General features: G+C 41.0%; 18 protein-coding genes. 9 read left to right on the top strand and 9 right to left on the bottom strand.

Annotated elements, in window-relative coordinates; all coding sequences use genetic code 11:
* Positions 1–73: 73 nt before the first annotated feature.
* Positions 74–679 (bottom strand): Uma2 family endonuclease, encoded by a 606-nt coding sequence (locus RMZ43_RS23475; RefSeq protein ID WP_322653592.1) that lies wholly within the window; start codon positions 677–679, stop codon positions 74–76.
* A 215-nt stretch (positions 680–894) separates the two neighbouring features.
* On the opposite strand from RMZ43_RS23475, the gene RMZ43_RS23470 reads away from it, so the two are divergent.
* The 5 genes from RMZ43_RS23470 (at position 895) to RMZ43_RS23450 (ending at position 9,847) form a co-directional block, all read left to right on the top strand.
* On the top strand, positions 895–1,944 hold the full coding sequence (locus tag RMZ43_RS23470; protein WP_322653593.1) for an aldo/keto reductase: 1,050 nt from the start codon (positions 895–897) through the stop codon (positions 1,942–1,944).
* A gap of 116 nt (positions 1,945–2,060) precedes the next feature.
* Positions 2,061–2,633, top strand: coding sequence for a DNA starvation/stationary phase protection protein Dps (dps, locus tag RMZ43_RS23465; protein WP_322648404.1), 573 nt, complete (start codon positions 2,061–2,063; stop codon positions 2,631–2,633).
* Between the two features lie 378 nt (positions 2,634–3,011).
* Positions 3,012–3,728, top strand: a complete 717-nt coding sequence (locus RMZ43_RS23460) for a pirin family protein (RefSeq protein ID WP_322648405.1) — start codon at positions 3,012–3,014, stop codon at positions 3,726–3,728.
* Between the two features lie 472 nt (positions 3,729–4,200).
* The gene (leuS, locus tag RMZ43_RS23455; protein WP_322653594.1) at positions 4,201–6,846 is read left to right on the top strand and encodes a leucine--tRNA ligase; all 2,646 of its coding nucleotides are present in this window, start codon (positions 4,201–4,203) and stop codon (positions 6,844–6,846) included.
* 1,849 nt (positions 6,847–8,695) lie between these two features.
* A complete protein-coding gene (locus RMZ43_RS23450) occupies positions 8,696–9,847 on the top strand; it encodes a pyridoxal-phosphate-dependent aminotransferase family protein (protein WP_322653595.1) in 1,152 nt (383 codons plus the stop codon).
* 345 nt (positions 9,848–10,192) lie between these two features.
* Here RMZ43_RS23450 and RMZ43_RS23445 read toward each other — a convergent pair whose 3' ends face one another.
* From RMZ43_RS23445 to petM, 6 genes are all read right to left on the bottom strand, one after another.
* Positions 10,193–10,420: a DUF2949 domain-containing protein gene (locus RMZ43_RS23445; protein ID WP_100900719.1), complete on the bottom strand. Its 228-nt coding sequence runs from the start codon at positions 10,418–10,420 to the stop codon at positions 10,193–10,195.
* A gap of 506 nt (positions 10,421–10,926) precedes the next feature.
* Positions 10,927–11,433, bottom strand: a complete 507-nt coding sequence (locus tag RMZ43_RS23440) for a DUF192 domain-containing protein (protein WP_322653596.1) — start codon at positions 11,431–11,433, stop codon at positions 10,927–10,929.
* Positions 11,434–11,653: 220 nt separating this feature from the next.
* Positions 11,654–12,340: a response regulator transcription factor NblR gene (nblR, locus tag RMZ43_RS23435; RefSeq protein ID WP_100900721.1), complete on the bottom strand. Its 687-nt coding sequence runs from the start codon at positions 12,338–12,340 to the stop codon at positions 11,654–11,656.
* Between the two features lie 297 nt (positions 12,341–12,637).
* Positions 12,638–13,555, bottom strand: a complete 918-nt coding sequence (locus RMZ43_RS23430) for an NAD(+) kinase (protein WP_322648409.1) — start codon at positions 13,553–13,555, stop codon at positions 12,638–12,640.
* A 129-nt stretch (positions 13,556–13,684) separates the two neighbouring features.
* A complete protein-coding gene (locus RMZ43_RS23425; protein WP_322653597.1) occupies positions 13,685–14,683 on the bottom strand; it encodes an SDR family oxidoreductase in 999 nt (332 codons plus the stop codon).
* 245 nt (positions 14,684–14,928) lie between these two features.
* Positions 14,929–15,033: a cytochrome b6-f complex subunit PetM gene (gene petM, locus RMZ43_RS23420; protein WP_118167852.1), complete on the bottom strand. Its 105-nt coding sequence runs from the start codon at positions 15,031–15,033 to the stop codon at positions 14,929–14,931.
* Positions 15,034–15,237: 204 nt separating this feature from the next.
* Here petM and pdxA point away from each other — a divergent pair, with 204 nt between their 5' ends.
* The 3 genes from pdxA to RMZ43_RS23405 are packed head-to-tail and all read left to right on the top strand — an operon-like array spanning position 15,238 to position 16,841.
* Positions 15,238–16,329: a 4-hydroxythreonine-4-phosphate dehydrogenase PdxA gene (gene pdxA / locus RMZ43_RS23415; RefSeq protein ID WP_322653598.1), complete on the top strand. Its 1,092-nt coding sequence runs from the start codon at positions 15,238–15,240 to the stop codon at positions 16,327–16,329.
* Positions 16,330–16,368: 39 nt separating this feature from the next.
* A complete protein-coding gene (locus tag RMZ43_RS23410; RefSeq protein WP_322648412.1) occupies positions 16,369–16,575 on the top strand; it encodes a hypothetical protein in 207 nt (68 codons plus the stop codon).
* A gap of 32 nt (positions 16,576–16,607) precedes the next feature.
* Positions 16,608–16,841 carry a hypothetical protein gene (locus tag RMZ43_RS23405; RefSeq protein WP_322653599.1) on the top strand — a complete coding sequence of 78 codons (234 nt, stop codon included), beginning with the start codon at positions 16,608–16,610 and terminating at the stop codon, positions 16,839–16,841.
* 222 nt (positions 16,842–17,063) lie between these two features.
* Here RMZ43_RS23405 and RMZ43_RS23400 read toward each other — a convergent pair whose 3' ends face one another.
* Positions 17,064–17,711: a protein rep gene (locus tag RMZ43_RS23400; RefSeq protein WP_322648414.1), complete on the bottom strand. Its 648-nt coding sequence runs from the start codon at positions 17,709–17,711 to the stop codon at positions 17,064–17,066.
* A 9-nt stretch (positions 17,712–17,720) separates the two neighbouring features.
* Positions 17,721–18,077: a hypothetical protein gene (locus RMZ43_RS23395; protein ID WP_322648415.1), complete on the bottom strand. Its 357-nt coding sequence runs from the start codon at positions 18,075–18,077 to the stop codon at positions 17,721–17,723.
* Positions 18,078–18,294: 217 nt separating this feature from the next.
* On the opposite strand from RMZ43_RS23395, the gene RMZ43_RS23390 reads away from it, so the two are divergent.
* On the top strand, positions 18,295–18,825 hold the full coding sequence (locus tag RMZ43_RS23390) for a hypothetical protein (RefSeq protein WP_322648416.1): 531 nt from the start codon (positions 18,295–18,297) through the stop codon (positions 18,823–18,825).
* Positions 18,826–18,880: the final 55 nt, after the last annotated feature.

The raw sequence follows: 18,880 nt of genomic DNA, 5'->3' as shown, positions 1-18,880 counted from the left end.
AGCGATCGCTCTTGCTTAAGTAACGCAGTAGTAAATAATCTGATCTACCTCAGCCAAAACAAAATTTAATTTGTTAAATATGCATAATGTCGTCTAGCTTAAGTTGTAACTTTGGCAAAAGTTCAGATGAAATAGTATCTCCTAAACGATATTGTTGCTGCTGGTACACACCGTTAACTAACTGACAAACAGTGAAGGTGGGTTGTTTGGGATTGCCGATAAATTGCAAGCCACCTAACCCTCTAAAGTCCACAATCCAATATTCTGGGATGTTAAGAAAAGCGTATTCTTCCACCTTTCTTGCATAATCATCTTGCCAGTTTGTACTCACAACCTCAGCAACAAGTTTAATAGTACTGCCGTTACAAATAATAGATTCCTTTTGCCAAAGCGGTTCTTTACTAAGTTCTGCTTTATCTAAAACAATTACATCAGGACGCAGCACTGTAGCTTCAGCCGCAGGTGGTTTAATCAGACAAGTTTTTGGAACTAGCCAGTTGAAATTAGAATTAAAAATTTCGACATAGATTCTACCAGCAATACTACCTGCAACAGCTTCATGTGGCCCTGTAGGTTCCATGTCTCTTAGTTGTCCATCGATTAATTCGTAGCGTGTATTGTCACCATATTCGGCTATAAATTCCTCAAAGGTAAGTAGTTTGGGCGAGGTGTAGGTCATTATGTCTTGTTTTGAGTTTATTGTAGCGAAGGCATGAGGCATGGGGCATTAGGCATTGAGTAGGGATTAAAATTTAAACTTTCACCTTTATAGGCTCAACTTTTAAGTTTTAACTCCTCCTGACTCCTGAATTCTGACTCCTGAATTCTAAATTCTGCTGTATCATTCTTTTGGAATGGTATTTGCTTAGTTTTTTCATTAATGAGAAAATATTCATGAGATACAAACTCTTGGGTAAAAGCGGGTTAAGAGTCTCTGAACTCTCCTTAGGAACCATGACCTTTGGTGAAGATTGGGGTTGGGGTGCATCTGTTGACGAAAGCCGTAAAATCTTCGATAGCTATGCAGAAGCAGGGGGAAATTTCATTGACACCGCCAACGGTTATACCGATGGTAGCAGTGAAAAAATTGTCGGTGAGTTGATTGCTAAAGAACGGGAACGCTTTGTAGTTGCGACAAAATATTCCTTTCCCTTGCAGATGGATAACAAAAAAGGCGACCCTAACGCCAGTGGAAACCATCGCAAGAACTTAGTCCAGTCTTTAGAAGGTAGCCTGAAACGACTGAATACTGATTACATTGATTTATTCTGGTTGCACGCTTGGGATTTCACAACACCTATTGAAGAAGTATTGCGATCGCTTGATGATGTAGTCCGCCAAGGTAAAGTACTTTACATCGGTATTTCTGATACACCTGCTTGGATCGTTTCCCAAGCAAATACTATTGCCCAATACCAAGGATGGACGCAGTTTGTCGCCCTACAAATTGAGTATAGTTTAATTCAACGAACCCCAGAACGTGACTTGTTGCCGATGGCTAAAGCCTTGGATTTAGCAGTAACACCGTGGTCGCCTTTGGGTGGTGGTGTGCTTACAGGTAAATATAATCAGCCTCCTCAAGCAGACGGTGAAAAAGGACGACTCGAAACTTTTGGGGGAGAGATTTCACAGAAGAATTTAGCGATCGCTCAAGTTGTCAGTGAAGTTGCAACCGAAATCGGACACACACCTTCACAAGTAGCATTAGCTTGGTTACACGCTCAAAATGGTGTGATTATTCCGATCATTGGCGCACGTAAATTAACGCAGTTTCAAGATAACTTAGCTTCTTTAGATATCATCCTCTCGCCAGAACATTTGCAACAATTAAATGAAGTTAGTCAAATTGAACTGGGTTTTCCCCATGACTTTTTACACAATGATGTAATTCGCGATCGCCTTTTCGGTGGTACATTCAATACCATAGAAAACCACCGTATTTAACTAATAGTCATAAACTTTAACATATTCAGGCATTAATTCAATCGGTCGTCAGAGAGTTTCGTTAAGCCAAATAATTCTGTAGAGTTAGATATAAAAGGCATTAACAACGTAGAATCATGAACGACAACAGCATTACATCACGTTTGTACCCTACCCGCATTGATATTCCCGCCGAAGCACGAGTGAAAATCGTGGTACTTCTCAACCAAACTTTAGCAGCCACTTCGGATTTGAAAACCCAAGCAAAGCAAGCGCACTGGAATGTTAAAGGTACTGACTTTTACCAGTTACACTTATTATTTGATGAACTGGCTGGAGAATTGGAAGAGTACATCGATATGGTAGCTGAACGTGTCACAGCTTTAGGCGGATACGCTTTCGGAACAGCCCGTGCCGCAGCTAGAAATTCAATTTTGCCAGAATATCCCTTAGATATTTTGGATGGTAAAGACCATGTAACAGCCTTGTCAGATCGTTATGCACTCTATGCTAAACATCTGCGGGAAGCGATCGATAAAACAGATGACTTAAGCGATCTCGACACTGCCGATCTTTACACCGAAATTTCCCGCGCCATTGACAAACGACTATGGTTCTTAGAAGCTCATCTGCAAGTAGCAGAAATTAAGGGAGAGAATGGCAAAGCGGGTGCTACTACAACTCAAAAGATCCCTGCTGGTGTAAAATAAGCACTTTTGAGAAAAGTAGTCTTTTGTAAATCTAATAGTATCTTTTTGGTAAGTACGACACTTTTAAGTGCGTACTTTTCTTTTATATGTATATACTTTACTATTGAAATAGTTCAAAACGTAGGTCGAAAAACTCCAGAATATCTTCGACAAGTGATATCTCAAGATTAATACTTCAACTTCAATAAGCTAGTCGATTAGTGAAAAAGTATACTAATTTCCTTCTAATTCCTAACTCTTGTACAGACGCGATTCATCGCGTCTCTTCTACGATTCATTGCGTCTCTTCTACGATTCATCGCGTCTCTTCTACGATTCATCGCGTCTCTTCTACGATTCATCGCGTCTCTAAATACTGATTAACAACGAGGTAAATATATGTCTCAAAATACAATTAGCCATCTAATTCATGATAGAAACGCCCGTGGTCACGCCAAAATGGGCTGGCTCGATAGTTATCACACATTTTCCTTCGGTAGTTTTTACGATCCCAACCGCATGGGATTTCGTTCTCTGCGAGTGATTAACGACGATCGCATCGCCCCTGGTGCTGGATTCCCTACCCACAGCCATCGTGACATGGAAATCCTCACTTATGTCTTAGAAGGTGCTGTAGAGCATAAAGACAGCTTGGGTACTGGGTCAGTAATTCGTCCCGGTGATGCACAGATTATGAGTGCTGGAACTGGAATCAGCCACAGTGAATTTAATCCCTCACCAACTGAACCACTACACTTGTTACAAATCTGGATTCTTCCTGACCAAGAAGGGTTGACACCAAGATATGAACAAAAAGCTTTTCCTCTGGAAGAAAAGCGTGGCAAACTCCGCTTAATTGCTGCTAAAGATGGGCGCGATGGTGCTGTGACAATTCACCAAGATGTTGATTTATACACATCTGTTTTAGAGTCAGGTGATGTTGTTAATTATCAAATTAAACCTGGTCGCTATGCCTGGTTACAAATAGCCCAAGGTATAGTTAACTTAAATGGTGAAGAACTCAGAGCAGGCGATGGAGTACAAATCAACGGCGAAGAACAGCTAGAAATTAGCACCAATATCGGCGGCGAAATCTTACTTTTTGATTTAGCGTAATTTAGCAATCCTGAGTCAGCCCCTTCCCTACGGGATGCTGCGCGAACGGGGAAGTCAAAAGTCAAAAGTAAGAAGCCCATAAATAAATTTATGGGCTTGTACCTTTTTCTTTCTGGTCATTGCTGAGAAACAAGATCCCCCACTTCGTAAAAGTTGTGGGGGATATTTAGGTTACAAAAATTTCTCGATTGGCGTGCGAGTATAAATATTGCATCGGGAATCGTAAAGATAGGGACACAAAACCACAATAGTTTTGAAGTATCCTTTTTGTAGTATAAAATTACTATTAGCTTTAGTCTAAGAACTTTAGGGATATAAGATAGATAAGAATAGGGGATAGAAGAAAATAGTAAATTGATTTTGTAAATTAAATTAAAAAATTGCTATACAGATAATTCCCTCAAGATAGTGGCTCAAATGTACTAGTAAGGGTCAAATACTAGAAAATTAGTAGAAGTAAAGTGTAACAGGCATGAAACCATTGGAAATACGTGATGTTGATTCTCGATATAACCCAGCAGCGATTGAGGAAAAATGGCAAAAAACATGGGTAGAACTTGGCTTAGATAAAACACCCACAGCTAGTAACAAGCCAAAATTCTACGCTTTATCCATGTTCCCTTATCCATCGGGCAGCCTACACATGGGTCACGTCCGTAATTATACGATTACCGATGTGATTGCCCGCCTTAAAAGAATGCAAGGCTATCGAGTAATACATCCAATGGGTTGGGATGCCTTTGGCTTGCCAGCAGAAAATGCCGCCATTGACCGTGGTGTACCGCCAGCAAAGTGGACTTATCAGAATATGACCCAGATGCGGCAACAATTGCAGCGTCTTGGTTTATCCATTGACTGGGAATGTGAACTTGCTACTTGTTCACCCGATTATTACAAGTGGACACAATGGATTTTCTTGCAGTTTTTGCAAGCGGGGTTAGCTTACCAAAAAGAAGCAGCAGTAAATTGGGACCCCATTGACCAAACTGTATTGGCAAATGAGCAAGTCGATAACGAAGGACGTTCTTGGCGCAGTGGCGCAATAGTTGAGCGCAAATTGTTGCGACAGTGGTTTTTCAAGATTACCGATTATGCCGAAGAATTACTCAATGACTTAGATAAGTTAACAGGTTGGCCGGAACGCGTTAAATTGATGCAGGCAAACTGGATTGGCAAATCTACAGGCGCTTACTTAGAATTTCCTATCGTTGGGATAGATGAAAAAATCGCCGTGTACACCACACGTCCAGATACCGTTTATGGTGTCAGCTACTTGGTGTTAGCACCAGAACATCCCTTAACAAAGCGTGTCACTACAAAAGAACAACTTGCAGCCGTAGAAGCTTTTATTAAAGAGGTTTCCAATCAAAGTGAGTTGGAACGTACTGCTGAAGACAAACCGAAGCGGGGTATTTCCACAGGTGGGGTAGCAATTAACCCGTTTTCAGGGGAAGAAGTGCCGATTTGGATTGCTGACTATGTACTGTATGAGTATGGTACTGGGGCAGTGATGGGCGTACCAGCCCACGATGTCCGGGATTTTAAGTTTGCCAAAAATTACGATTTGCCAATTAATTTTGTTATTGCTTCCCCAGATGATGTTGCAGGTTTTGACTTAACTCCAACATCAAAGATTAATGAAGTCAGACAACTTACCCAAATTGAATATAACCAGGCATACACTGAACCAGGAATTTTAATTAATTCTGGGTCTTTTAGTGGTATAACTTCCACAGATGCTAAACAAGCGATAATTGAATACGCCGAACAACAAGGTTTTGGTAAAGTACGGGTGCAATATCGCTTGCGGGATTGGTTAATTTCGCGGCAGCGTTACTGGGGCGCACCAATACCTGTAATCCACTGTCCCAACTGTGGGATAGTGCCAGTGCCTGATCAAGATTTACCAGTTCAGTTGCCAGAAGAAGTGGAATTTACTGGACGTGGCGGTTCACCTTTGACTCAGTTGGAAAGTTGGGTAAATGTGCCTTGTCCAACTTGTGGCACTCCGGCAAAGCGGGAAACTGACACAATGGATACTTTTATTGATTCTTCATGGTATTTCTTGCGCTTCCCTGACGCTAAGAATGAACAACAGGTTTTTGATTCCAGTAAAATTAACGACTGGATGCCAGTTGATCAGTATGTCGGTGGAATTGAACACGCGATTTTACATTTGTTGTATTCGCGTTTCTTTACTAAGGTACTACGCGATCGCGGTTTGTTAAACTTTGATGAACCCTTCCAACGCCTGTTAACTCAAGGTATGGTACAGGGTTTAACTTACCTAAATCCCAACAAGGGCGGTAAAGATAAATGGATTCCTTCTGATCTGGTAAATTCTGCTAACCCCCGCGACCCTCAGACAGGTGAACCACTGCAACGTCTCTACGCCACCATGTCTAAATCAAAGGGTAACGGTGTAGCCCCAGAAGATGTAATTTCCAAATACGGTATAGATACAGCGCGGATGTTCATTTTGTTCAAAGCGCCGCCAGAAAAAGACCTGGAATGGGATGAAGCCGATGTGGAAGGACAATTCCGCTTTTTAAATCGAGTTTGGCGTTTGGTGACAGATTATGTTGCAGCTGGGGTATCCCATAAGCAAGTGCAACTCGCTGATTTAACTAAGGCAGAAAAAGAATTGCGACGGGCGATTCACACGGCTATTCAAGCAGTGACAGAAGACGTTGAAGACGAATATCAATTCAACACAGCTATATCAGAATTGATGAAGTTGAGTAACGCTCTAACTGATGCCGATGGGAAAAATTCACCAATTTACGCAGAAGGTATTCGCACTTTGGTGGTATTGCTAGCACCCTTTGCACCACACATTGCTGATGAATTGTGGCATTTATTGGGTGAAAGTAATTCAGTTCACACTCAAACTTGGCCGTCATTTGACCCGGCTGCTTTGGTAGCTGATGAAATTACTTTAGTAATTCAAATTATGGGCAAAACTCGCGGCTCGATTCAAGTACCAGCGCAAGCAGATAAAGCAGCGTTGGAGAAATATGCCCGTGAATCAGAAATTGCCCAACGTTACATCGAAGGTAAGGAGATTAAAAAGGTAATTGTCGTGCCTGGAAAGTTGGTAAATTTTGTAGTTAGCTAAGTACAGCTTTGCCTAAAATCTTGGCGAATTGAGGGTTGAAATTTCAACGCGGATGCGCTTCATCTTCGCGCAGGGTAGAAGCGCAGACAATTCGCTAGGAATTAATTATTGTACTTAGCGATCAATAAAATTGTAAATATAGCCTGACCAAACATCTGGGAAAAGGTTAAAGGTTTTTTCTTTCCCCTTTTCCCCTTAACCGACAAGTATTGTAACCACTTCGGTATTATTGTTTGCACAAACAATCGTAATTGGGAAAAGTTTGCAGCACGGATAGATGAAGCTCTGACAATAGAAGAACCGTTGCAAGGAAAACTAATTCGTGTGGTACGTCCAGTCACTTAAAATAATTCGTAATGACGCTCCTGCGTCGCTAACGCTGCGCTAACGTAATTAAGTTTTGAAATGGTGATTTAAACCCTGTCTAATACCAATTCTCCAAAATGAGGCAACAGATGTAAATCAGGAAAGTCTTGCTGCATCTAAGTTTCTTAATTGCGTTAGCGTTAGCGAAGTGGTAGCGTTCGCGCAGCGTCTCGTAGAGAGGAACGAGCGTCCGTAGGAGCGTCATTGCGAATTGGCATAACATACTTGCGGCTTGTTATAAACAGGGGATTTAAACCCACAGAATTGCTTAAAAAGTTTTGATGGAATGCACAAATGCTAAAGTCATCAAGTATGTGTTGCAACAATTGTTATACCAGTAATTTATCACTCTGGTATATGTGTATTTAAAAACATCTGTATGATCTTCCAGAGAGTTTAACTGTTTTATTTATACACGAAAAAACGCTTGAGAGTTTTGCTCACTCAAGCGTTTCCTCGTAAAAGCTTATACCAACTCACTCGTTTGATGCAACATTTGAAATCTGCAACGCCCCCTTATTAGGGAGCATTGCGAGGATAACTTGTGACAAACATGTGGTGAAATGGTATCACTCCTTGCACTAATTAAGAATATCTCTTTTGCAAGAATACCGGGGATCTGATGAGTGACAGTTTATGAACTGAACACTAGTTAAAAACGACTCATCATGAATAGTAATTAACAAGACTAAGCATGATTGTAGCAATTTTGTGAGTATAGTATAAAAACTTATAGTTTATTGGCGATCGCCTACTACTAAGTACAGTTTTAAATGTGCAGCGAGTAACAGCATACTTATCTCAAAATTGGCTGCAAATGAACCAGAAAGCATCAGTAGAAAATCGCCATTGAGTAAGCCAGGATAAGCCTTTAATATTGACAGCGAAATGATTTGGAGGAAAATAAATTATCAGATCCTCAATGGATAAAAGTATTCTTTAGAGGATGGCAACCGAAGAACAAATGCTCGACCTAAGCAGATTGAAAAGTTTGGGTTAAGTATCTTCTATCTCTTATCAAACGGCAACATGCAGCGCTTCCGCATAGTGTAGGCAGTTACTTCATTCATTGAAGCAAAACACAGCTTTTTCACTGACGATTTCGCGTGTTTATATAAAAACAATAGAGGCAGATTATGGGTAAGATTTAAGAATTTATTATATCTGTGCCTCATCTAGATAGAGGTTTCACCTTTGGTTAAAATAGCCGCTCTCCTACGAGCAAACGCCTTAACCTGTTGTCTAGGTGTGTGGTAAGATTGCCTGTGAACAGGGGTTTTATTTGAGTTGGAGTCTCGTATAAATTGCAAAGGTCAAGCTGACCGATTATTAACTCCCACGATACTTTTCCTATGAATTTGGAAAATATACAACAAGGCTGGTGACGAACTGAGTGGAATTTGTAGATGAATATCTAGAATTTGCTATCAGACTTAACCAACTCCCACAATTTTGACTTTTATTTGATTTTTAGGATAGACATATGAACGACAAGCTGATGCTGATGATTCCAGGCCCAACCCCGGTGCCAGAAGCTGCCTTACTGGCATTAGCCAAGCATCCGATTGGACACCGCACCAGTGAATTTAGCAATATATTGGCAGAGGTAACGGAAAACCTCAAGTGGCTACATCAAACTCAAAGTGATGTGCTAACGCTGAATGTCAGTGGTACGGGTGCTGTAGAAGCCGGAATAATTAATTTTCTCTCTCCAGGCGATCGCATTTTAGTTGGTTCTAATGGTAAATTTGGCGAACGCTGGGTAGAAGTTGGTCAAGCCTACGGTTTGAATGTAGAAGAAGTTAAGGTGGAATGGGGAAAACCCTTAGACCCCGCAGCATTTGCCGAAAAACTGCAAGCTGATACTCAAAAGCAAATTAAAGCCGTAATCATTACCCACAGCGAAACCTCGACGGGTGTTTTGAATGATTTAGAAACCATCAACCGCCATGTTAAAGAACACGGTGAAGCTTTAATTATCGTTGATGCCGTCACTAGCTTGGGTGCGTTCAATCTACCTGTGGATGCTTGGGGCTTGGATATAGTCGCCTCCGGTTCCCAAAAAGGTTATATGATTCCACCGGGATTGGGTTTTGTCTCTGTCAGCCCCAAAGCTTGGGAAGCTTACAAAACGGCAAAGCTACCGAAATATTATTTGGACTTAGGCAAATATCGCAAAGCCACAGCCAAAAATACAACTCCATTTACTCCACCTGTGAACTTGATTGTAGCGCTGCATACCACGTTGCGAATCATGAAGGAGGAAGGTTTGGAGTCAATATTTGCTCGACATGAACGGCTGAAAAATGCTACCCGCGCCGCCATTCAAGGCTTAAATTTACCCTTGTTTGCAGCAGATAGTTCCGCTAGCCCGGCAATTACGGCTGTAGCACCACAAGGAATTGAACCGGATAAGATTCGGTCATTGATGAAAAAACGCTTTGATATTGCCCTAGCGGGTGGTCAAGACCATTTGAGTAATAAGATTTTTCGCATTGGTCACTTGGGTTTTGTGAGCGATCGCGATATTCTTAGCTGTATCGCATCCTTAGAAGTTACCCTAAAAGAACTTGGCTATGAAGATTTCACCCCTGGATCTGGTATAGCGGCGGCAGTTAGAGTGTTTACACAATAGTCATTGGTCATTTGCAATAGACAAAGGACAAATCAAAAGAGCGAGTTAAATTATCAACTTGCTCTTTTGATTTGTATATAAATAAGTAAAAACCGCCAAAGTTAATAAACTTATATATCAACCTTTGCACAAGGTATAGTGTGACAGTCCCAATTTTCATAAATTATACCAAGTTGCTCTAAATAGTATTGCTCTGAAGACAGTCAGATAGCTTATTCGACACCAAACAAGACTAATTTTGGCAACTCAGCATGATACTGAATTGGTATAAATAGAGTATTTTTTCAGATTCTGATAACAGCCTTTTAGTAGAGACTTTTAATCCAAAATCCAAAATTATTATGACTATGCCGTTTCCAACCAATCATAAATTTGGTCTAACTGCTCTAGAGTAATCAAACCATATTGCCAAAGAATCATTGCCAAAGGGCCTGGATCTTGCTCTCGATGCCGAAGTGCCACCGCCAGCGATGCCGTGGAAATTGCTAAATCTTCTTGCAAAAAATTAATCAGTCGAGAATATTTTGATTGTGACATTTGTATCTCACCTCCTTGTGCAGAATGTATTGTCATATATCAGTTCACCATTGCTTGGTAGCCACTAGCCAGTATTTTATCTGTCACTTTGCCGTTATCGGCTATACACCCTAGCAGAGTATTTGTGATTTGCCTTTAACAAAGGCTTCTCATAGAAACTCTGAAAAATAAAAATTTTCTTACAAATTATCTGCTCAATTGTTAAGCAGTATTCTTACTTAGTTAAATTGGCTCCATTTTGTTTACTTTTGTGCGTTATTTAATTACACATGGAGTAACAAAGATTCCATAGCCTATATTCTCTTATTGGCGACTGTTTACACTTGCGCCCAAGGGAATATTTTTGCCAAACCTCAAGACTGCGATTTCGGGTTGGAGACAGTAGAATTTTACATTATCACCACAGTTTTTAAATAGTAGCGTTACAGATGAATTTTTTCCATAAGACGTGCCATTTTTTACAGAAAAAACATAGATTTCGATAGTATAGACTCTGAACAGAGAAACTATCCAAATCTTTATCTACGCAAAGCACCGAAGTCTCAACGCTCAATTTTGACAATATCGCCCGCTTTCAACTTCAACTCGGCAGCTCTGCCAGAGCGAAGTTCAATCACCTGATTGATTGGTGTATTGGGCCCATAGGTAGGACAAGGCTCACTAGCACAAGGAGGTGCAGCAGCCTGAATATATTTAACGACTCCGTTTTGTAAAAATACCATATCTAAGGCCACAGGTACATTCTTCATCCAAAAACTAACTGGTTGTGGTGAAGGGAACCCAAACAACATCCCCCGGTTATCTGGCAAAGCTGGTCGATACATCAACCCCATTGCTTGCTGTTGTGGTGTCTGCGCCACTTCTAACTGAATTGTTGTGCCATTAGGAACAATAGCTTTAGCAGAAATTGGTAGTTTTTGACCTAAACTCTCTGGTGCTGGAGTTTGAGAATTAGACGTAGGGCTGGGAGGTTTAGCTGTTGTTGGCACAGAACAGCCCATCAGTAAAATACTTAGCACCATTGAAAGCAAACTTAGTCGATGAATCATAATTATTTTTGATTTTGTAATTTAGATTTCAATTTTACAGAATTTAAGCTAAAAAACTTACGGCTTTTATTCGTCCTTTCAGGAGGCAGGAGTAACCCACACCTTATGCAAGGTAGGATTGAAGGGACGCTTTGTGCTTCGTCGTACCGCGATGCTCGTAAGCGACGTAGGAGCGTCTGACTCGCTCTAAGCATTTGCGTAGCGTCTCGTAGAGAGTGTACTAAGATTCTCTCAAAACGTACCCTACACCTCGCACCGTTTGAATGAGGCGCTTTTGTCCTTCATCTTCAATTTTTAGGCGCAAGTAGCGGATATACACTTCAATTACATTGGACTCGCCCAGAAAGTCGTAACCCCAAACGTTTTCTAAAATTTGTTCGCGGGTTAATACCTCACGGGGATGTTCCATTAAGAATTTTAATAGCTCAAATTCTTTCATTGTCAAGTCAATTGCTCGTCCGCTATGTATGGCACGGCGAGTTGCTATATCTAAAATCAGATCCCCAAAGCGTAACTGCTCCGTGGTATCCACATCAGGTTTTAAGTAGAGCCGAATCAACTTTAAAAAGTCTTCTGAGCGATAAGGTTTGAGGATGTAATCATCCGCTCCTGCTTCTAGACAAGCTACACGATCATCAACTGTATCCCTTGCCATTAAAATTAATACAGGCGATCGCATACCAGTACTTCTTAGATTTTTGCACAATGAGAGTCCTGATTCTCCTGCTAGCATCCGGTCTAAAACAATTAAAGCAGGTTGGCGATCGCGACAGTGTTGTAAACCACTAGTCGCATCATGAGCCAAAATTGATTCATACCCGGCTTCTTGCAAATCGCAAGAAAGCTGATTTGCTAGGCTCTCATCGGTTTCAATCACCAAAACACAGGGACTTGGAGCAACTGTCATAACAATTTGGGATATTGGATTTGAGATTGTAAAGATATTCCAGAGAAAATCTTTACATCAGTTATAAAGTGCAATTACGAGTTATTAGTGATGGAGCAATCCTGATTTGACACGCTGCTAAGAATCTTTTAGCACGTTCAGGTGTCAGCCATCTAATTCTTGGATGCAATCTTAATAACTAAATCCAAATACCATCTTTACACCAGTAATTCTGGAAGGAAATCAGTAAGTTGGGGAGTGGGGGATGAGGGAGATAATCCATTCAAAATTCAAAAACTTCTGCCTCCTGCCCAATCTCTACGGCAATTCTACCGAAGTTGGTTTAGCAATATGTGGTAAACCCCAACCTAATTTTTCTCGTAAAATTCGGAAAAACTCAGGCGGTTGCAGACGAATAAATCGAACACTATATTGCGATCGCTCCATATATACTCTATCTTCTGGTAGTACATAGCACCCTCCATTACCATCCACCACCATTACCAGCCGAGGAATGTTAACTGGGTAAATGTTGACCGATTCAGTATCTGGAAATACTAATGCTCTAGAAGCTAAGGAATGGGGACAAATGGGTACTAGCTGTAAAGCAGGTACACCAGGGGTAACAACTGGGCCACCAGCACTCAATGAGTAAGCTGTAGAACCAGTAGGTGTAGAAACAATTACACCATCTGCTGCAATATCTACTGGCGCATGACGCCCTATGGCAATTTCAAAATGGCACATAGAGGTCAAAGGTTCGCGGTGCAGAACCATTTCATTTAAGCAGAGGGCTTCCCACAGCACTGAATCTCCCCGAAACACTTTGACGGTGAGCATGGCTCGTTCTTCAATTTCATACTCACCCGTCATTGCCTGTTCTAGTGCTTGAGGCAATTGATTCAGGAAGGTTTCTGTTAAAAATCCCATGTGGCCGGTATTCACTGTTAGCAGTGGAATACCACAGGGAGCCACCTGACGAGACGCTGCTAAAACAGTCCCGTCTCCCCCTAACACCACTGCAAACTCCATATCCGAGTCAAAACCAGGGGGCGTTAGACCATCAATGGGGGTGTGGCATACAGGACTCTCCGGGTTAGAGTAGCCCAATATTCCACCGATACTCGATGTGACACACACATCCCAACCAGCTGCGGTTAGCTTGTCTTTCAACTCGATAGCGACACGGCCGGCTATCGGTTTAACGTCATTGTAGATAATGCCTGCTTTCGGCACACTCAAATATCCAAGTTTAGGCGATGCTCTGTATTATGTAATCCTTACACATTTTGGTCATGTAGTCATTAATCTAGAGTCAAATATCCAAAGTCTAGACTTTTATGACTAATGTCTGTTTTGTAATAATTATTGACTATTGGCTTTTGAAGACTGTTTAAAAGGAGTTTTTTTAGGTTTCTGCTTTTTATTTTTATTTTTCTGGTAGTCTAACTCTTTGAGCTTCTTCATTATTCGACTGAAGTACTCTTGTAGATAGCTTTCTAGGGTTGTGGTTTGTTGCGGATCTAAGCCAAAAATTGTGTATACTTCATCCATTGAAGCATTTAACTCTTTACCACTAGCTAATACTTCTGTAAATGCTAGCCTGTCTGCTACGTTCCATCCCCACTGAAAGAACCGCATTAAGCCGCGCACAGCACGCAGCAAGGTTATTGGCATCCGTGTTACTCTGGTATCTTTTCCAGATAAACGTTCGCATAGGTTAATAATTTCTTCTGCACTCCACGCACGAGTACCGACTACCGGAAAAGTTTGGTTTTGCGTTTCTGGCACACTCAATGCACGGATTGCGAACTTAGCAATATCCTGAGTATCCATATAAGCAATGGGAGAAGAATTACCAGTCACCCAAACTGGCTGTGATTCCAAAATAGGAATTCCGTACTGACCGATTAATCCTTGCATAAACCCAGCTAGGCGCAAGATGGTGTAATTTAAGCCAGACTCAGCCAAAAAGAGTTCTGTACACCGCTTAATTTCCATTAACGGCACTTCTGGGTATTTATCAGCATCTAATATCGAAAAGAAAATAAAACGCTCTACACCTGCTGCTTTTGCTGCTTGAATCAATGCTACTTTGCCGTCCCAGTCCACTTGTTTGATACTCAGTGAATCTGTAGGACGAGATGTTGACGCATCGATAACTTGGGTTACTCCTTCTAAAGCTTCCACTAAGGTATCGGGGTAACGTAAATTTCCCGGTACGAGTTCTGCACCCCATTCTTTGAGAAAAGCTGCTTTTTTACTGCTTCGGACAAGACAGCGTACTTTATATCCCTCATCGATTGCACGACGAGCCACTTGTCTTCCTAAGGTGCCAGTGGCACCGACGATTAATAATGTCATGAGGGTTGTAATAAATTTTATTGTTTTATGAAAAGAATGTTATCAGAATAACCTATGCAAACAAAACTTTACATCTTTTCTAAGAAAATCGTTTGTTATGGGCAGACTCATGGGAAAATTGCTGTCCGTTTACCGGACAGCAATTTTCCCAGTTAGCGAAAAGTATGAACGCCACATTGGGGCGAACAGAACTTTTCAAGGCAGAGGAAAACCTCTTCCCTCTCAATAGCCAATTACCGTAGGGATTATTCTTCTGTGCCTTGAATTTTTAGTAACAACGCGCCTAAGCCCCAGCCTACGAAGATTAAACCGAAGGACAATAGAGCTGCATTCAAAAGTTCGCCGCCCATTGGTGTGATTCTCCTTATGCAAATTAGTGTGTGTAAACTAGGTCTATCAGAAGCTCTTGAATTGTTGCTGTAGAATTAGACCTGTGTAAATAATCTTAAACTAGTTTAGCAAGTAATCCCTACTGGTTTGGGGGGCAATCCCTACTGTGAGCGGGAGAACACGGGGATGGGGAAATTTGATGATAATAATTATGAATAAATTTTATGTATCAAAATAATTTAGATAATCTAGTGAATTTTACCAAAAAAAATCGCCCGCGTTTAGCGGTGACGTTGGGAGATCCGGCGGGAATTGGGCCGGAGGTGATTTTGAAAGCTTTAGCAGAACCGGAAATTAGTAAAAAATATGACGTTACAGTGGTGGGAAACCGGGCTTTGCTAGGACATATTTATTACAAACTGAATTTAACTGAGAATTTAGTACCTTTGGCAAATCCAGACAATTTATCAGTTATTAATGTGCAGTTAGATGGAAAAATTCAAGATGAAATTATTGCCGGAATAGGTAATGCGGCCAGTGGTGCGGCTAGTTTTGCGTATATAGAATGTGCGATCGCTCAAACACTGGCTGGTAAATTTGATGCTATTGTCACAGGCCCCATCGCTAAATCTGCTTGGAAAGCCGCAGGTTATAATTATCCAGGACAAACAGAACTTTTGGCAGAAAAATCAGGTGTTGAGCGTTTTGGGATGTTATTTGTGGCGCGATCGCCCCATACTAATTGGACACTCCGCGCAATACTAGTTACCACACATATTCCCCTACGTCAAGTAGCCGATATATTGACACCGCAATTGTTGACACAGAAATTGGATTTGCTGGTGGAGTGTTTAGAGAAAGACTTTGGGATAGAAAATGGGAGAATTGCGATCGCAGGTTTAAATCCCCACAGTGGCGAACAGGGACAACTTGGACATGAAGAACAAGATTGGTTAATTCCCTGGTTAGAGCAAGAGCGGCAAAATAGACCACAATTACAGCTAGATGGGCCAATACCGCCAGATACGATGTGGGTTAAACCTGGTCAAGCTTGGTATGGAAATTCTTTAGTACAAAATCCTGCTGATGGCTACTTGGCACTTTACCACGACCAAGGCTTAATTCCTGTGAAGCTGATGGCGTTTGATCGAGCAGTTAATACTTCTATTGGCCTTCCTTTCGTTCGGACTTCACCAGATCATGGAACAGCGTTTGATATTGCGGGTAAGGGAATTGCTGATGCTACGAGTATGAAAGCAGCAATACATTTAGCGGCTGAGTTGGTTAGTCGAAGATTGGCGGTGGATTGTGGTTAAAAGTTCTTTGTTGCAATATTTACTAGGAGTAATGCTTACTTGAATTTTGAAATTATCGGAGACATCACCAATATTGAAATAATTGCTGTTGGTAACTCCATTCGTGAACTAGAACGCTTGCGTAAAATTTATGGTTCAGGACGGTGGCGGAAACTTAAAGGCTTTGCAACCATTAGCTTAGACGACGGAAGCATTTATGAAGTTGAGTTACACTGGTATGAAGCCCACGGAATTGGTAAGAAATAAATCAAAATAAAACGCTTTCTATAGGAGTCGTTATGCAGTCAGCGAACACGCAAACTCAATATGTTGTTTGCATTAACAACAAAGATTATCCTGCTTCTTTAGAAATTCGGAAAATTTACCAGACTGTTCCTGATTCTGATGCTGTTAAGCACCGAATGATTAGAGTTATTGATGAATCAGGTGAAGACTATTTATATCCTAGCAATTATTTCGTATTGATTGAATTACCAAAAGCGGTTGTAGAAGCTTTTTATCTCCCTAGTTAAAATTTAATTATTCGTTTCAATAACTCTAAAATCTATTTCAAAAAAACGTTGATAAAAGAAAAGCCCTCTTGTTGAGCTTGTTTTTCTGACTAATGAGTATTATAGAATATTCTTAAGCGAACAACTGTGCGAATAGGCTTTGGATCAGCCATTGTTATTTTTACACCTTTTATTTTTAGATTTTATAACTCGATCAGCGAAGCTATTCTTGTATCGCTGATGTCACTCTATATTAAATCTTTGTAACTTGCGCTCCCATCGGAAAAACAAACTTTCTCCATTTACCTCATCTGTCTCTTCACTTTCATCAATGAGGTCTTGGTTTTTCTCCTCTAATTCACGCATATACTGCCTGAGTATACCCCCAGCAGCGACCGCTCTACTTTTATGCAGTTGACGGGTTAACTCTAAAAACCATTCTCTATCACCCACCAAATCTGACTCTTTCACCTGATACTTGAGAATTTCTGGGATCAGTAGTGAAGGGTTATGATGTTTTGCGATCGCGCTAGTATGAACAAGAGGCTGGTAATCAATCCGTAAGCACTGCTGCCATAACGCTACCCATTTGGCATGAGAAAGATACCCATGACTAAAATACGAAGGCGGCACCATTGCCAAAATATGTAAATGCGGGTGTGCTGAGACTCCATCTCTACCTTTAGTTACTTCGATAGACTTCACCCAACCTTTTGCAGGCCATGCTTTCAATTCAGTGAATCGCTTAAAAGCCTTATTTATCAAATCCAAGTTTTCTCTGAGTTCCTCAATCTGGCAATTTTTTATAGTCAAGGTAACAAATAGCCAACGGTACTTGGGGTAATCAGTTACAACCTGTGGGAGAATCTTGTAAGCTCTTGCTTTCCACATGAGCGATGTCTAACGACAAGCCGCTTTGCGTCTGCGCCGCCACTGACAAACCGGACAATGACGAACTCTACAGAATCGTGCATCTGATAGCTTTAACTTGAGAATACCTTCCGATTCCTCTGGCACTAATTGAAACTTCAGCAACTCGGAACATATTCTCATCCGCCAAGCATACTGCTGAAAATAATCTTCGCCTGCTTTAGCATAATAATGCAGGACTTTATCAGTATTACTTCTGTGCTTGTCCCAAATTTTACCTATAGGTGAAACTTCGGTTAAGCTCTGTATATTTTGATTTTGTTGGAACTTATCTTGAGACGATATATTAAAAGCAATAAAGTCATTGTCTGAGGCTTGAGCAAACACGAAATCACCAAATTAGTTTGTATCAACGCCTCAAATTAACGCAATTTATACGGTCAAGCCTCAGTAAAAGTATTTAGGAAATTCGAGTTTTCCCTGAGTTCCTGAATCTATCAATTATTAAAAGCAATTTCGTTTTTGTCCAACTATAGATAGCCTTGGCCCGGAAAACATGTCAGATTACTTGAATAAGTACCAATCTGATAGGAAAACTATTCTAATGAAAATTTGGGCTACTACTGCTGTGCTAGTTTCTTCTTGGCTAATATTTGGCGTCATGGCCTCTAAGCCAATCAACGCTACTTCTGTTTTGGTAGAAAATGTTATATCATCTCCTGCGCCAACGAATACAAAACAGATTACTGTTAGTAACACTGAGTTCGGGCTGAAGAGAGTTGATTCCAAAGGGAATGTTACCATTTTGCGGACAACAAGAGTGCCACTTCAGCAAGGAAACGCCTACGGATGGCGGATTAAACTCAAAGACTACCAAGGTGAAGTGAAATGGCGCGAAGTCTTGCATTTACCAAAACCTCCAGAAACTTGGGGTACAGATAACGGTGAAGACTTCTCAATATCAGCAGATGGTACTACATCTGTGACACGGCGCACACAGTCGGCTCCAAACGGTGTGATTGAGAATTTTTGGACGATCGCTCCTGGCGATCCGCTTGGTAAGTATAGAATAGAGGTTTATATTGATGACCGTTTGATCAGTACTTTCGAGTTTGAACTTATTCCAGCTAAGTAAAGGGAAAGAAGAGGATTGCTCTAATTCCCTCCTTAAAAAGGAGAGTTAGGGAGGC

Source organism: Nostoc sp. CmiVER01 (genome assembly GCF_034531135.2).
Taxonomy (GTDB): domain Bacteria; phylum Cyanobacteriota; class Cyanobacteriia; order Cyanobacteriales; family Nostocaceae; genus Nostoc.
Note: the sequence above shows the minus strand (reverse complement) of the source record. Positions and strands in the feature narration are given on the sequence as shown.

Bases quoted from the DNA above. Each gene is read 5' to 3' on its own strand.
- RMZ43_RS23400 (WP_322648414.1), bottom strand. From the start codon at position 17,711: ATGTGGAAAGCAAGAGCTTACAAGATTCTCCCACAGGTTGTAACTGAT.
- RMZ43_RS23460 (WP_322648405.1), top strand. From the start codon at position 3,012: ATGTCTCAAAATACAATTAGCCATCTAATTCATGATAGAAACGCCCGT.
- petM (WP_118167852.1), bottom strand. From the start codon at position 15,033: ATGGGCGGCGAACTTTTGAATGCAGCTCTATTGTCCTTCGGTTTAATC.
- pdxA (WP_322653598.1), top strand. From the start codon at position 15,238: ATGTATCAAAATAATTTAGATAATCTAGTGAATTTTACCAAAAAAAAT.
- RMZ43_RS23450 (WP_322653595.1), top strand. From the start codon at position 8,696: ATGAACGACAAGCTGATGCTGATGATTCCAGGCCCAACCCCGGTGCCA.
- RMZ43_RS23470 (WP_322653593.1), top strand. From the start codon at position 895: ATGAGATACAAACTCTTGGGTAAAAGCGGGTTAAGAGTCTCTGAACTC.
- leuS (WP_322653594.1), top strand. From the start codon at position 4,201: ATGAAACCATTGGAAATACGTGATGTTGATTCTCGATATAACCCAGCA.
- RMZ43_RS23425 (WP_322653597.1), bottom strand. From the start codon at position 14,683: ATGACATTATTAATCGTCGGTGCCACTGGCACCTTAGGAAGACAAGTG.
- dps (WP_322648404.1), top strand. From the start codon at position 2,061: ATGAACGACAACAGCATTACATCACGTTTGTACCCTACCCGCATTGAT.
- nblR (WP_100900721.1), bottom strand. From the start codon at position 12,340: ATGACAGTTGCTCCAAGTCCCTGTGTTTTGGTGATTGAAACCGATGAG.
- RMZ43_RS23405 (WP_322653599.1), top strand. From the start codon at position 16,608: ATGCAGTCAGCGAACACGCAAACTCAATATGTTGTTTGCATTAACAAC.
- RMZ43_RS23440 (WP_322653596.1), bottom strand. From the start codon at position 11,433: ATGATTCATCGACTAAGTTTGCTTTCAATGGTGCTAAGTATTTTACTG.
- RMZ43_RS23445 (WP_100900719.1), bottom strand. From the start codon at position 10,420: ATGACAATACATTCTGCACAAGGAGGTGAGATACAAATGTCACAATCA.
- RMZ43_RS23390 (WP_322648416.1), top strand. From the start codon at position 18,295: ATGAAAATTTGGGCTACTACTGCTGTGCTAGTTTCTTCTTGGCTAATA.
- RMZ43_RS23475 (WP_322653592.1), bottom strand. From the start codon at position 679: ATGACCTACACCTCGCCCAAACTACTTACCTTTGAGGAATTTATAGCC.